This window comes from Tunturiibacter gelidiferens (assembly GCF_051013345.1).
GTDB lineage: Bacteria > Acidobacteriota > Terriglobia > Terriglobales > Acidobacteriaceae > Edaphobacter > Edaphobacter gelidiferens_A.
Genome location: NZ_CP132939.1, coordinates 4755166 through 4769096, shown reverse-complemented (window position 1 = coordinate 4769096; position 13931 = coordinate 4755166). Strand labels below are relative to the sequence as shown.

16 protein-coding genes and 2 pseudogenes are annotated in these 13931 nt (G+C 58.8%); 7 read left to right on the top strand and 11 right to left on the bottom strand.

The genetic code is table 11. The features are described 5' to 3' along the window. Positions 1 to 65 precede the first annotated feature (65 nt). The 3 genes from RBB80_RS23960 (at position 66) to RBB80_RS23950 (ending at position 2110) form a co-directional block, all read left to right on the top strand. The gene (locus tag RBB80_RS23960; RefSeq protein ID WP_433964830.1) at positions 66 to 683 is read left to right on the top strand and encodes a hypothetical protein; all 618 of its coding nucleotides are present in this window, start codon (positions 66 to 68) and stop codon (positions 681 to 683) included. A gap of 86 nt (positions 684 to 769) precedes the next feature. Beyond that, positions 770 to 1267, top strand: a complete 498-nt coding sequence (locus tag RBB80_RS23955) for a hypothetical protein (protein WP_433964829.1) — start codon at positions 770 to 772, stop codon at positions 1265 to 1267. 75 nt (positions 1268 to 1342) lie between these two features. Beyond that, a complete protein-coding gene (locus RBB80_RS23950; RefSeq protein WP_433964828.1) occupies positions 1343 to 2110 on the top strand; it encodes a hypothetical protein in 768 nt (255 codons plus the stop codon). Between the two features lie 168 nt (positions 2111 to 2278). Here the strand turns inward: RBB80_RS23950 and RBB80_RS23945 are convergent, their stop codons facing one another. The 7 genes from RBB80_RS23945 to RBB80_RS23915 all read right to left on the bottom strand — a co-directional run bounded on the left by RBB80_RS23945 (position 2279) and on the right by RBB80_RS23915 (position 7089). Next, positions 2279 to 2668 carry a hypothetical protein gene (locus tag RBB80_RS23945; RefSeq protein ID WP_433964827.1) on the bottom strand — a complete coding sequence of 130 codons (390 nt, stop codon included), beginning with the start codon at positions 2666 to 2668 and terminating at the stop codon, positions 2279 to 2281. 26 nt (positions 2669 to 2694) lie between these two features. Further along, positions 2695 to 2964 (bottom strand): alkaline phosphatase family protein, encoded by a 270-nt coding sequence (locus RBB80_RS23940; RefSeq protein ID WP_433964826.1) that lies wholly within the window; start codon positions 2962 to 2964, stop codon positions 2695 to 2697. Next, positions 2958 to 3992: an alkaline phosphatase family protein gene (locus RBB80_RS23935; protein ID WP_433964825.1), complete on the bottom strand. Its 1035-nt coding sequence runs from the start codon at positions 3990 to 3992 to the stop codon at positions 2958 to 2960. The genes RBB80_RS23940 and RBB80_RS23935 overlap by 7 nt, the downstream gene beginning before the upstream one ends. A gap of 265 nt (positions 3993 to 4257) precedes the next feature. Continuing rightward, positions 4258 to 4380, bottom strand: a complete 123-nt coding sequence (locus RBB80_RS23930) for a hypothetical protein (protein WP_433964824.1) — start codon at positions 4378 to 4380, stop codon at positions 4258 to 4260. Then, on the bottom strand, positions 4377 to 4898 hold the full coding sequence (locus RBB80_RS23925; RefSeq protein ID WP_433964823.1) for an RICIN domain-containing protein: 522 nt from the start codon (positions 4896 to 4898) through the stop codon (positions 4377 to 4379). Before RBB80_RS23925 ends, RBB80_RS23930 begins: the two co-directional genes overlap by 4 nt. Then, entirely contained in the window at positions 4886 to 6277 is a 1392-nt protein-coding gene (locus RBB80_RS23920) for a pyrrolo-quinoline quinone (RefSeq protein WP_433964822.1), read from the bottom strand. The genes RBB80_RS23925 and RBB80_RS23920 overlap by 13 nt, the downstream gene beginning before the upstream one ends. Before the next feature lie 500 nt (positions 6278 to 6777). After that, positions 6778 to 7089, bottom strand: a complete 312-nt coding sequence (locus RBB80_RS23915; protein ID WP_433964821.1) for a GYD domain-containing protein — start codon at positions 7087 to 7089, stop codon at positions 6778 to 6780. 121 nt (positions 7090 to 7210) lie between these two features. Between RBB80_RS23915 and RBB80_RS23910 the strand changes: the two are divergent. Beyond that, positions 7211 to 7971 (top strand): annotated as a pseudogene (locus RBB80_RS23910) (uroporphyrinogen-III synthase). A gap of 40 nt (positions 7972 to 8011) precedes the next feature. On the opposite strand, the gene RBB80_RS23905 reads toward RBB80_RS23910, so the two are convergent. From RBB80_RS23905 to RBB80_RS23895, 3 genes and pseudogenes are all read right to left on the bottom strand, one after another. Next, positions 8012 to 8929: a class I SAM-dependent methyltransferase gene (locus tag RBB80_RS23905; protein WP_433964820.1), complete on the bottom strand. Its 918-nt coding sequence runs from the start codon at positions 8927 to 8929 to the stop codon at positions 8012 to 8014. A 273-nt stretch (positions 8930 to 9202) separates the two neighbouring features. Next, positions 9203 to 9781, bottom strand: coding sequence for an endonuclease III domain-containing protein (locus RBB80_RS23900; RefSeq protein ID WP_433964819.1), 579 nt, complete (start codon positions 9779 to 9781; stop codon positions 9203 to 9205). A 6-nt stretch (positions 9782 to 9787) separates the two neighbouring features. Continuing rightward, positions 9788 to 10437 (bottom strand): annotated as a pseudogene (locus RBB80_RS23895) (chlorite dismutase family protein). A gap of 247 nt (positions 10438 to 10684) precedes the next feature. Here RBB80_RS23895 and RBB80_RS23890 point away from each other — a divergent pair. The 3 genes from RBB80_RS23890 to RBB80_RS23880 all read left to right on the top strand — a co-directional run bounded on the left by RBB80_RS23890 (position 10685) and on the right by RBB80_RS23880 (position 13219). Beyond that, on the top strand, positions 10685 to 11323 hold the full coding sequence (locus tag RBB80_RS23890; RefSeq protein WP_433964818.1) for a DedA family protein: 639 nt from the start codon (positions 10685 to 10687) through the stop codon (positions 11321 to 11323). 125 nt (positions 11324 to 11448) lie between these two features. After that, positions 11449 to 12222 (top strand): ATP-binding protein, encoded by a 774-nt coding sequence (locus tag RBB80_RS23885; protein WP_433964817.1) that lies wholly within the window; start codon positions 11449 to 11451, stop codon positions 12220 to 12222. Positions 12223 to 12391: 169 nt separating this feature from the next. Next, on the top strand, positions 12392 to 13219 hold the full coding sequence (locus RBB80_RS23880; protein WP_433964816.1) for a protein-L-isoaspartate O-methyltransferase family protein: 828 nt from the start codon (positions 12392 to 12394) through the stop codon (positions 13217 to 13219). A 65-nt stretch (positions 13220 to 13284) separates the two neighbouring features. On the opposite strand, the gene RBB80_RS23875 is transcribed toward RBB80_RS23880, so the two are convergent. Next, a complete protein-coding gene (locus tag RBB80_RS23875) occupies positions 13285 to 13866 on the bottom strand; it encodes a KdsC family phosphatase (protein WP_433964815.1) in 582 nt (193 codons plus the stop codon). Positions 13867 to 13931 lie beyond the last annotated feature (65 nt).

Here is a 13931-nt window from a genome sequence, read left to right as displayed (position 1 = left end):
AGCTCCGGCGTAGACTCGCGATGAGATCAGGCCCCGATCCAAAATCGCAGCCATCGGAGTGTGCTATGTCAAACATTTCAAGAGTCTTCACCTCAAGAAGTTTCAGGATCACCATCAACTGTCTGGTTGTTGCCGGCATCGCCCTACTGGCGCCTCATTCCGGATTCACCCGCGACAAGTACGAAACCCTCGAGGCCCAGGCCTTCGGCACCGGCACGCAGATGGGTCAGAACATCGGCATCACCCTGAACATCTACGAGTTCTCGACGCCCGCCGACAGAGTCAACTTGGTTCAGGCCTTCGAGAAGGGGCAAAATCAAGGACTGGTCAATGCGCTTTCGAAGATGAAGGCCGTAGGCCATATCGAGATCACCGGCACGCTGGGCTATGACTGCGCCTACATCAAGATGACGCCAACGCCGACCGGCCGCAAGATCGTCTTTGTCACCAATCGCCAGATCCGCTTTGGCGAAGCCTTCTTCGACACCCAATCGCAGTCCTTCAACCTGACTGCCGGCGTCTTCGAACTCAACGCCCAGGACAAGAGCAAGAGCACGGGGATGCTCTATCCTCAGGCGCAGTTGATCTTGGATAAAGAAGGCCAGTTGCAGTTGGACTTGGCTCAGAATCCCTGGAGACTCTCTGACGTCCTCGATTGGGCAGGAACGTCCGGCGTGAACTAGCGCAGCAATTGCAATCTGTCGCTGCGAAAACCACCATCGACAGCGCCTATCCGCGGCGCTGAGTAATCCACCGTGTGAGGCGAACCATGACCAGCAATCGACGCGTTCATTTCAACCGCACTTCGCTGTTATTACCAATCCTTGTGTTGTCTACCTACGCAACGGCTCAGTCTAAGAGCAGCGGCTACGCTTGCTCGAAGGATGTCTCCGCACAAATGTGCACTGCGGAGAATACCTGCGGCTCCGCCTCCAGTCCATGTGTCGTCGACGTGAAACGCACCGCGAATGCGGCCTCTTCGACTCCCAACATTCCGAACGCCAAGGACAACTCGCTCTTCTGCATAAAACCCGGAACAACGGTTCAGTGGAAGAGCACAGGCAAGGACATAGGATTCGTCGTCGATTTTGGTCCTTCGTCTCCATTCGATCCGCCCGGAGCCATCCTCGGCGGCTCTGACCGCTCCGTCACCGTCATGGCTAAGAGGCCCGGATGTTACAAATATTCCGCCGGAGCCTGCCGGTCCGGTGCCATCTACGGGATGTGCGGCCAAACCAACGCCCAACTCATCGTCACTGCGAATTAAAGTCCCGCACTCCCAACTCAGAGGCCCACCCCGAACACCCTTGTCAGTGGCACGCTATCGCTCATGGAAACGACGATGAAACCAGAGGAGCCCGAGAAACCCGAAAAGCCCGAGAACCCCGAAAAGCCCGAAAAGCTAAGGCCGCGATTCTTTCTCCTGGCCGCACTCCTTGTAGTTTTTTTTGTCGGTCTCTGGGGGCTGATGTTGTGGGCAGCCTTTCGCTTCGCACCAACCGAGATTCACTGGAACGATATATACCTCAGCTGGATTGAAAAGGGAGGTCCGCGCCTCGTCGTTCTCCACGCCATCGCTTTCTTCATTTTGCCGATAGCCATATTTCTTTTTGTCGTTTACAAAAAGTCTCACGCATTCGAGAAGTCCCGGACGCGCCCGCTCTATTGGCTTAATCTCACCATCGCCGCATTGACCGGCCTCCTGCTCAGTCTGCTCGGTTGGTACTTGATCTTTCGCCATACCTTCGGAAGCTACTTCGCCTCCCACTACTTTTATTACAACGTTCTCGTGCGCATCATTCTCTGTACCGCGCTCATCCTCGTGGGCATCGTCATCTACTTGTTCAAGAAGTACCTAAAGATCCTCTTTGGCCTGTGCGAAATCGTTATCGCGATCATCACCAATATCGGTCTTCTAACGGGCTCTGATCTCACCCATATGGCCCCGCTCAATCTGAAACCCATGGGCCTCTTCGCATTCGCCGCATTCACCTTCCTTCTCAGCAAGGGTGTCGGCGACGTAGTAGAAGGAGTGCAGGAACGCATAGACGAGACCCTCGCTCAGCCACAGCCTGGCGAACCTCTAGCCGTCGAGCCTCACGCTCCTTGAAGCGAACCAGGCTCTCACACAACCAGACCGACGCTATCATCTGGCTCACCACCACCAACATCTGCGGCTCCGACTCCACATGTACGGAGGCGACCGACGTAGAAAAACAACAAAAGAGAGACGGTAGGTCTTCCCCGTCTCTCTTTTGTTTTCTGTTGCCGTTCCGATCTACTTTATTGCCGCTGGAACTCCCGGCAGCACAGCCGTGCCCTCACGCTCCACAGCATTCAGCAGAGTTGGATTCAGTCCCAGCAGCTGAAGAATCGTCGGAGCTACCTGTGCCGTCGCCGTCGGAACCGAGACCAATGCCCTCGCCAATCCAGGGTTCGACACCAGCAGCATCACGTTGGTATCGTCGTGCCCAAAGCCGCCATGCTCTGCCAGCTTTTTTGCACTTCCTGTATACGTCACTCCTACATTCGGAGTCACGATGATGTCCGGTGTCCGCGGATCTTCTCCCGCTCCCAGACCCGGCTTGTTGTAGTTCAGCGCCAACGAAGGCCCGTAGTAGATCTGCCCAAGTCCGATCTCTGTCTTGTTCGCCTCGAGCGTGTTCACCGCCTCCGTCACATCTGCCCCATTCTTCAGCCATAGCAGCGAGACGTCATCCTCCGTCGGTCCAATTCCTCCCCCAACGGTGACTCGGAGTCGGGCAACATCGACGCCAGCAACGTCGCAGGAGTCGTGCCGGTGTTCGTCTTTCCCGGCGTCGCTTTATAAAGATTTGGATCGATGGGAGACTGGCCGTGCTTCGCTGTGACAATGATGACAGTATCCTCCAGATGGCCCGTGTCTCTCAGCTCGTTTACCATCTGGCCGATCGACGCATCCACGTACTGGATCTCCTTCAGCAACTCCGGCGTAGGTACCCCTGCGCATTCGTGTACCCACCTGTTCCTACACTCCCTTCGACCAGCTTCTGCCCTACACTCACTGCCTGAAAGTTCATCCCGAACAGCGCCGGAACCTTTGCAGCGCCGCCGTTATGCGTCTTGCCCATAATCTCGTTCAGAATCGCATTGACCTTCAACGTGTCGTAGCACTGGATGTTATCGAAGCTGTTCGTCCATGCCGTAAGGTCGGCGGACGTATCGCGAATCATTGCGCACGAAGCTCCCTCTGGCGTCTTCACTCCCGGCAGCGCCACCACGTTCGAATTAATCTCAGGAGCATAGTAGTCGTCCAGGAAAGGTCCGCCCGGTCCACCCACCGCCGAGTAAGCAGGATGCTTATCCGACCATGCCGTATAGCCTCCAGCCTCATGGATCACGCCGAAGACAGTGTTAGTCCGAATAAAGTTCCACGGAAACACAGGCGCACAGCCCCTCGCAGGATTCCGAATCAGCTTCTGCGGATCGATCGAAGCAATGCCGCCTTCCGTCAGGCCCGCACCCGGCGCGCCGCCGTTCAGCTTCGTCTGGTCGATATCGATGCCTTCTTCATACTCGGTCGTCGTCCCCGTCGGCGCTGCGCCCGCGGTGCACGGTCCGGCTAGAACTCCATTGCCCGTAGTCTTCGCCGGAGCGTCCAGCGAGCGGTCGTAGGCCACATCGTAATAAACCCCCATCGTCTTCGGAGTAGCGCCCGTCACCAGCGTCATCATCCCCGGAAACGAATCGGAGGGCTTCGTCGTCGAGGCGGCCGTGTACGTGATCCCCCGATGACCCAGGTTTGCAAGAGTCGTGCAGTAAGGCTCACCGCCGTTTACCCCACTGATACCATTCGCGCAGTTGTAAAAGTCCACTGCATGCATTCCGTCGATGCTCAGTAAAAGCACATGTTTGATGGCGCTGTCGCCGCCCGGTGCCTGCGCGGTTCCATGCGTTGAAAATCCTGCCAAGGCTACGGCAGTGGTGGCTGCCGCGATTGAAATCTTTTTCATACGATCCTCCACTCCCTTGATAGCAGAGGCTTACTACGCGACACGTTACCGCAGAGTGAATTCTGAGCGTCGCTCGATCCCATCAAAATGTCTTCTCATAAAAACCATACAGCCGTGTTAACGTCCGCTTAAGCTGAATGTGCTTAAGGCTGCGACTCCTCTTCATCGCCGACCAACGGGAGGCTCCGTACCGCTAGACCAGAAACGGAACGGTACACAAGTCACGAAGTGACCGCCTCCCGCGTAGGGAGCCCGTCCGGCAGGACTACTTCAGCAACCACGTCTGGTGCGACACGCCAACCGCAGTCTCCAGATCCACATACGGTCCCACGGTCTTGGTTCCGTTCATCGTGTCGACCACAAGTCCCGTCGCCTTATTCTTGATCACGTACCCGCCCCCGAAGCCGCAGTCAAAGACCATAGCTGGCTCTCGTCGCTCGCGGGAAGTTCCTGTTCAAGGGTGATCCCGCTTTTGCTCGAACTGCCCGGGTTGGTCAGAAACATCCCGCTGCTCACATTCTGCATTCTGTAATATCCCTGCCCGTCGTAAGAGAGAAACCACTTCTGGTCGGACCCCACGTCGATCACCTCCTGACACATCGCGGTGCCGGCTACCTTCGACCCCGACGGATCTTCAAGCGCCAGCCCGCTGTTGCTGTTCACCAGCGTGTAATCTCCATCGACCACCACTGCAGGCTGCTTCCGAATCAAGCCGAAGATCCCCACACTGTTGGTCGTCGCCACGTACACCTTCCCATTGACGATCGTCGGGGCAATGAACTTATTGCCCGCCCCGAAGTGGTCCCGTCCTGCGGCTGCCTGGCTGCTGTTATAAAACTCGGTGCTCAAATTGCCCGCGTCGTACGCATGCAACAACGCGGGGTTTCGGTTATCTACAGCCCACACAATCGCATTCGCCGTTCCGTACGCCGAGATGCTGGGTGTCGTCCGGGATAAGGAAACCCATTAGCCGTGCTCTGTACCGTACTCCCCAACTTCGCGGCGACGATCGGAAACGACATCAAATTATGTCCTACCGGCCCGTAGTAAACCCGCTCGTTGAAGTACGCCGGACTCGACCATACCCCGCCCGCCAAAGGTCCCGTCAGCTGCTGGTAGATCGTGCCGTCATTGGTCGCGTCGTAGTGCCCCATATTGTCTCGATCGGCCACATACAAATTGCCGTCCTTCCCCGCCGCTACCGCAAGGTGCCGCACCTTGCCCGTCGCGTCCTTCTGATCCGGCAGCAGCATCAATCCTCCCGAGCCAAGGTCCGTGTCCATGCCAGACTCCGAGCCGGTGTTATACATTGTCCAGTAATCGACCGGCGTCAACGTAGCCGCGTGCAGCTTCAACATCGAGTTGCCGTAATCTCCCTTCGTCGGCATCCCCGCGGAGTTCAACGTCGTGTCGAACGTGCCGTTGCCCAGAGAGATATACACATTGCCCGAGGTATCCGCAGCCGGCCCCGCGCCGGCATTCCACGGCGCCGCCTCCGAGCCGTTCGGCGCAAAGTTTAACACCGCCGTCTGCGCCAACGTGCGTTCGTTATAGCTGATGATCCAGCCCGCGTAAGGCTCCGCATCGCAGTGGGAACCCCAGGTCGTATACAGCGTTCCGCTCAACACCAGCAACGCAGGACGATCCTTATATTGCTTCGCGTCGAACACCACCTTGCCACCCGAACTCACCCGGCCAGTTCCCGGATACGTCGCCGAAACCGTAACCGGACTGTCATTCTGCTCCAATCCCGTCGACATATCCAGCGAGTGCACCCGATGATAGTAGTTTCCCGAACTGTCCTTGCTCATGGCCACCACAAAGATCGTCCCATGCCCTCCGACCCCTCGGTCGATCACGGGAGTAGCCGTGATTCCGATCTCCGGCACCACCTGGCCGCAGCTGCGAGCATCCGACGTCGTCTCCCCCGCGCCCAGCATGCTCTTTCGCCAGTAAATCTTGCCCGTATCTCCATCGATCGCGTAGAGACTGTCATGCTCGGTCGCCACATACAGAACGTTGTGCGTGCCCTGACCGGCGACCGTCACCGCAGAGGCATAAAGAGGCTGCGCATCCACCTTGCCGTCCACCACCACGTTCGCCAGCAGCCCGAAGCTGGCCGAATTTACCACCGCAGGCGTCAGCAGAGACTCGCGAAGATTCTGCCCGGTTCTGGCTGCATCGTTGTGCCACGTGAGCACATCGGTCTGCGCCGTCAACGGCAGCGTGCCTGCAAACACTGCGGCAAACACCACGAAGATGAACCGAAGTCCTGAGCGTCCCAAAAAAGTCTCGTCGAAAAAAGAATCTCGACGAATGAGAAAGTCTCGATGCGAAGAAGAGTACACGCGCGCTGCCTCCTTGATAACTTTGTTAGCCGACAAGTTCGGTAGCGCCCCGCAGAATCATGTTCGCCCCGTCTTTGGCTCGGGCCAGGGCGCATGTGTTCCGCAGCACTACACAGGTTGTCCAAAGCAGAGAGAGTCACAATCTCGCAATACGCCTAGATCGCAGTTGGAGAACGAGTCCAGCAGGAAAGTATCAACAGCGTAGCAGCAGAACGCGCTGATGACCAAATGTGACTGAAAATGTCACAAAGATTTCATAGGCGTTTGCTCGGTGCACTTCGCGAAGGTTCCCCGCCTTCTTCAGTAAGCATCACGGATACATAACCGAGGCATACTGAAGTAATTAATTTCTGACCCTGTCTGCCAGGAATCCCCCACGCGATTCCGGACGTAACGCGCGCCCATCCCGCACGCGCTTCACCCTCTACCGCCAGTTGCTAAAGACTATCCAGGATCGCCCGATACTCATCCTCTGTAAAAGCCCGCGAGGTCTGCGTGGTGATTCCTCCTTTTGCAATCTGCGTGAGGATCGCCTTCGCCATCGCCTCGTCGTTGGGAGCTTCAGAGATGATGACCATGTCATGCGTGCCTGTAGTCATATAGAAGTGAAGTATCTTCACTCCATCCGCCGCAAACCCTTTTTCGCGGCGTCCAATCTGCTGGGACTTTCCTTCAAACGTTGTGTCCCCTGCGCAGTCCATCGGCAAAGTGAAACGTAAGTTGGCATAGATCACCTCGTAGCCCGGCATCCTAGCCTCGCAACTCCAACAAGTCAAAGCCCGTCCCAAGGCGTCGCACAAGCAGCATAAAGCCGCCCGCCACCACTTCTCCTCTAAGTCTTTCCTCTATCGCCATCTACAATTGCAACACATGCCACTCACCGGCAAACGCATCCTCATCACCCGAACCCGCCACCAGGCCTCCGACCTCGCCGCCCAACTCGAAGCCCTGGGTGCAACTCCCATCACCATCCCCACCATAGAAATCGTCCCACCTGCCTCATTCGCCGCCCTCGACGCCGCTCTCACCTGCCTCCGCACCTACGACTGGCTTATCTTCACCAGCGCCAACGCCGTCGAAGCCTTCCATCGCCGAGCCCAATTCCTCCATCTCACGCAACTGCCGAAACACATCGCAGTCATCGGCCCAGCCACCCTTCGCGCCGCCAACGCCGTCGGCCTCACGGTCGACCTCATCCCCCGCAATACATCGCCGAATCCCTCGCCGAAGCCCTCCTCCCCGAAGCCCCCGGCAAGACCTTCCTCCTCCCCCGCGCCGCCGAAGCCCGCGACATACTCCCCGAAGCCCTCACCGCCGCAGGAGCCAACGTCACCCTGGCCGAAGCCTACCGCAACCAGACGCCCCCCGACTCCATCCCCGCCCTCCGCCACCTCTTCAGCACTCGGGAGATCTACCCCGACGCCATCACCTTCACCAGCGCCTCCACCGCCACCAATCTCTTCGCCCTCCTCGAGGCCGCCAACCTCACCCTTCCACCCGGCATTACCCTCGCCTCCATCGGCCCCATCACCAGTCAAACCCTCCGCGACCTCGGCCACCCCCCAAACGTCGAAGCCGCCGAACCCAGCATTCCAGCCCTCATTCAGTCCCTGATGTCGTGCCTTGGATGAGGCGAAGACGCACCGGCCCAAACCAAAAGCCTCGGATGCTCTAAGCGCGCACCCAAGCTGCAAACGTCTCGCCTAGATAAACCGGAATGCACACACTCCCCAACGAGTTCTGCTGCACCATGCGATGCCCGAGACTGCTCCCCGGTATCCCATGCTGAGAGAGACGATACAGCACATACTCCACCGTAAACGAAGCTGGCCGCCGATCGAACGCAATCCATCGCAGTCCAGCGGCATCTCCACAACGCTTCAACGTGGTCCGGTCGAAGTAGTTCAGGTGCTCGGCCAGAAGCAGCGGCCATCGACTACCCAGCACCCGTGCCTGCAGGCTGCTGATGTCAGGAACGTTCGCAAACAGAAACCCTCCCGGCTTCAACAGCGACGCGCATTCGGTAAGGAACGCCAGAGGATCGGTCACATGCTCCAGCACGTCCCAGAGAGTCAGAGCATCGAAGGAGGCCGGTTCCAGCTTCGCCTGCTGCAGCGTCGCGCAATGAACTTCGCCACGGCCATTCAGCAGCTTCTTCGCATGGTTGGCAAGCGTCTCCGATGGTTCAACTCCGGTAACCGTCCATCCCGCGTCGGCTGCAACCTTCAGAAACGAACCCGAAGCACAGCCCACGTCCACCAGTCTGCCGCCCGCGATGTGTCGTTGCACCATCTTCAAGTGCCGCTGCGCCGTCTTCAGACGCCCCTGCGCCTCCTTTTCATACACCGTAGGGTTCATCTCCCGATACAGCGTATGAAGCTCCTCGTCGGCCGGACGAAGCTCCGAGAAGACAAACCCGCAGGTCTTGCAGCGCAGCACCTTGCCGTGGCCGACTTCGGTCCGCGACGAGCCAAGCGCGTCCGCGGCCAGCGCCCCGCCCGTTGCCTCAAGGTAAACTTCATCCTCATTGTCGCCGCACAGAGGGCACAGTAGAGTCACAGCAGTTCCAGATTGTTCTTTGATGGACATTCCCCTCACTTTACCCCAGAACTTCGAAGACGTGGAACACTCTTCAGGTCATCAAATCCTTCGGTAGTCGAACTGAAAATCCCTAGTGCGAACTCCAAGTCTTATCCCCCGAGTTACACAGCTTCTCCAAGGTACAGTCCACACATTTCGGCTTCCGAGCCACACAAACCTGCCGCCCATGGTGGATCAGCTCATGCGAAAACGCGATCCACCGTTCCTGCGGAATAATCTCCATCAAATCCCGCTCCACCTTCTCCGGCGCAGTCTCCCTGGTCAGCTCCAACCGCCGCGACAGCCGCATAACATGTGTATCCACAACAACGCCAACCGCAATGTTGAACCACGAGCCCAACACCACATTCCCGGTCTTCCGGGCCACTCCCGGCAGTGTGAGAATCTCCTCCATCGTCTGAGGCACCTTCCCCCAAACTCCTCCACAACCACCCGCGCAGCACCCTGAATCGACTTCGCCTTATTGCGAAAAAATCCCGTTGTCCGAATCAACTCCTCAAGCTCGGGCAGGGAAGCCGCAGCCATCGCCTTCGGAGTAGGAAACGTCTTGAACAACGCCGGGGTCACCAGATTCACCCGAACATCCGTGCACTGCGCCGACAGAATCGTAGCCACCGTCAGCTCCCACGCGTTCTTATGGTTCAGCGCACAAACAACTCCGGGATAAGTCTTCCGCAGAGCATCCAGAATCGCCGCAACCCGCTCCGGCGCCAGCGGATTCCGCGTCTTCCCAGCCTTCTTCTTCGCCGCAACAGGCTCCGTCTTCGCAATCGCGCGAGCGTTCGCTCCAACTACAGCCTTACTCTTCGCAGCAGTCCGAACAACTGTAGTCTTCGCCATCGCGCTCTAACCGAGACGATCCAGCATCTCCGCCGCAGGAACGCGCACGCAGCTGAAGATCGGTGTGTCCGCGAGCGTATACATGCTGATCTCCGTCTCCCGAAGCTGCTGCACCAGATCCAGAAAGTCCTCCGGAAAGTTCGTCTCGAATGCCACCACAAACTCCTGGTCATCAATACCAAACGAGTAAGTCGTATTCAGCTTCACCCGCGGATACATCAACCCAATCCGAATATGCTCATCCATCAGTCGCTTCCGCTCCGCAGCCGACAGCAGATACCAAGGCCTCGTTTTCCAGAACGGATAGATAAAGATGTACTTCTGCCCACCAGGACGAATCGCCCCACGCCCTTCGCCCTCACTCTCATCCGGCCGGTCAATCTGGTACTGCGAGCGCTTCGTCATCGCCAGAAAGTTATGCGGCGAGTTCAAATATCCCCCAGTGGCGTCCGCATCAACTCACTTCGCATCTGGTTCAACTCATCCACGCCATACCCAATCGACCACACGCACATATCCACATCGCCCCGCGTCCCAATCGTCGAGTACGTTAGCGACACAAACTCCCCCGGCTTATTCCACCTCGCCAGCACCTCGGCAAACGCCGCCTTGTGCGCTGCCTTCTCCTCCGCCGGCAGCCTCCGCCACTCCGGCATCACCTTGTAGAAGCTGAAGCAAACAATCTGCCGCTTCACCGCCGGCTTCGATGGATCATGCGGAGCCGCACTAGAGCTAGCCGCCGGCCTTCCAGAGACGGCAGGAGCTGACGCCGCGGAGGCGGTTGCAGGTGAGGACGGAGTCTCGGCAGTTGGAGCAACAACGGTATCTGGCATAGCACATCTCCTGAACACTCAATGCTAGCGCATTCCGCCCTCTCCGTTCACCCGGTATACTGCACGAGCCATGTCCGAGAAGATCATTGCCGCCCTCGCCACCTTCATCATAGGTGTCATCTCCGCAGGAGGATACGCCGGCGTCGCTCTCCTCATGGGCATCGAGTCCGCCTGCATCCCCCTGCCCTCCGAGATCATCATGCCCTTCGCCGGCTACGTCCTCGGCACCACCATGGCCAAACTCATCCTGGTCGCCACCGCCGGAGCCATCGGATGCAACCTCGGCTCCATCCCGCCCTACTGGCTCGGTCGCTGGGGAGGCCGGCCCGCCGTCGAGCGCTTCGGCCGCTTCATCCTGCTCAATCGCCACGACCTCGACCTCACCGAACACTTCTTTCAAAAATACGGCGGCCTCACGGTCCTCGCCGGACGCCTACTGCCCGTCGTCCGCACCTTCATCGCCCTGCCCGCAGGCATCGCAAAGATGCCCCAACTCCGCTTCCACGTCTACACCTTCCTCGGCTCATGGCCCTGGTGCTTCACTCTCGCCTACATCGGCATGAGGCTCGGCGCAAGCTGGAACTCCAACCCCCAGTTCAAAGCCATCTTCCACCGCTTCCACCTCGGCGTCGAACTCGTCCTGCTCGCCGGCATCCTCTGGTTCATAACCTCCCACTGGAAGAACCGCATCCGCACCGAAATCGCATAGCCATTCCGCATCTGATCTCCGCGACTCGGGCCACCGCTCAACTCAATGACGAATATTGCCAAACCTGCCACAACTCACCAAACGAGATCGTCTAAAGTTAAACGCGACCTCCCTCGGAGAAAATCATGAGCCGCGTCCTGGTCATCGGAAGTGATACCCAAGTCGCCCGAAGCATCGGCGATGCCCTTGACATCGCCGGTGTCCCCAACGAGTATGCCTCGGGTCGTGCCGACGCGCTGCGCCGCCTGCGCATGCGATCCTTTGGCGTCGTCATCACCCGCGCCGACAGCTCCGTCGAAGAAGACCTGGCGCTCCTCGACGAGATGCGCCACATCCGCCCTGGCGTAAAGTTCATCCTTCTCGCCCGCCATAGTACTCCCGAAGAGGTCATCGCTGCCCTGCGAGCCCGTGTATTCGCCTGCTTTACGCCTCCCTTCGACGAGCGAGCGATCGCAAGCCTGGCCGGCGATACAGCCTCAGACGCTCACTGGGAGCAGGACATACAGGTTCTCTCCGCCCGTCCCGGCTGGGTCTCCGTCCGCATCAGCTGCCGCCTCATTACCGCCGAGCGTCTCCTCATCTTCGCCAAAGAGCTCACCAACTATCTGCCCAACGACGCGCAGACCGACTTGATCCAGGCGTTGCGGGAGATCTTGCTCAACGCCATGGAGCATGGAGCCGCCTTCAATCCCGGGCAGGTCGTAGAGGTCACCGGCGTTCGCACCGCGCGGACACTCGTCTTTTACGTACGAGACCCAGGCGCAGGCTTCCGCCAGGAGGCTCTCTCCCACTCCGCCGTCGCAAATCCCTCCGAGGACCCCACCGCCCATATCCGTCAGCGCGAGCAAGAGGAATGCGCCCCGGAGGCTACGGTCTCCTCGTCGCAAACGGAACAGTAGACGAGCTCATCTACAGCGAGATCGGCAACGAAGTCCTGCTCATCAAGTACGTGAAGACGCCTTCGACGTAGAAAACCATATACCCAGCTCCGACTCGAGATTCCCGGCATGGGGAGCCTTCGCTCCAACCCTCGTCGCGGGTCTAGGATGACAGTGTTGGAGAACAGCCATGGAACGTATTCCGGCGCACAGATTGTTCTTCGCCAATCTGATCACGGCCAGTGCCGGGCTTCCTCCAAACAGCGAACTCGCCTCCGCCTTTGCCTCTACCCCGCGAGAGAACTTCGTAGGACCTCCTCCGTGGCATGTATTCACACATGCCGACTACATCCAGACGCCCTCCGACGATCCGGCATGTCTCTATCAGGATGTCGTCGTCTCGCTCGGCGCCAAAGGCCATCTCAACAACGGACAGCCCACCCTGCACGCGCTCTGCATCGCTGCCATGGATCCCAGGAAGGGCGAGCATGTCGTCCACATCGGCGCCGGCACCGGCTACTACACCACCCTTCTTGCGAAGCTGGTGGGAGAAACAGGAGCCGTAGACGCCTATGAGATCGAGCCAACCCTCGCTCAGCGCGCGACCGAAAACCTCGCTGTGCTCCCTCACGTCAAGCTGCACCTGCGCTCCGGAGCAGTCCCGCCGCTCCCCGAATGTGATGTCCTCTATGTAAGCGCCGGAGCAACCCACCCACTAGCCATTTGGCTTGACGCCCTGCGACCCAGGGGACGGCTCATCGTTCCCCTCACACCCTCGGAAGGATATGGAGCCATGCTCCACGTCATCAAACGCGAAGACGGTACTTACGCCGCTCATTTTCTCACCCAGGTGCAGTTTGTCTCCTGTATCGGAGCGAGGGATGCGGCAACCGATCAAAAGCTCACCAAACTCTTCCGCAAACGCAGTTGGACCAGGGTCAGGTCGCTGCATCGGGACGACCAGCCGGATGACTCCTGTTGGTGTTCCGGCCCCGGCTGGTGGCTCTCAACGAGATGAGTTGAGCGGGAATGTCTTCACCCGAGCCACCACGCAAGCCACGTTCACAGATTTGCGCCCGAGTACTACGCCAGCGCCAGCGGCACGGCCTCTTCCCACCGCCCCTGTGCCTTCAGAATCAGTTCCACCACTTCGCGCGCAGTGCCGCGCCCGGCAAGTCTCCGAGTAGTAAAGTGACAGACCGCTTGCAACTCCGGTGCGCCGTCAGCCACACACACCGCCAACCCGGCTCGCCGCGCCAGAGGAATATCTGGTAGATCGTCGCCCATGTACGCGACCTCCTCCTCGGTCACGCCGGCTTTTTGCATGCACTCCTCAAAAGCCTCGGTCTTCTTCGCCTGACCGAGATAGACAAAGGTGACCTTCAGTTCTTCAGCGCGCTTGGCCACAGCCGGCGACGCTCGACCCGTGATGAAACCTGTCTGAATTCCCATCGTGTGCGCGAGCGAAAGTCCCTGCCCATCTTGCGCGTTGAACACCTTCATCTCAGAGACGGCCGTGGTGCCCGAGCCACCAGCCGAAGTCGATGAAATAAGACAGACGCCCCCATCGGTAAGCGTGCCATCCACGTCCATCAGGAAGAGTTTGATCTTGCGGGCGCGGGCCAGAACGTCGGGCGAAGCGAGGGTAACGCTGATGTCGGTCATACGGCGATTCTAAAACAGCTGTCTGCGACCGCACGCTGCCCTCCCTCCCTCGAACCCTCGGCTCC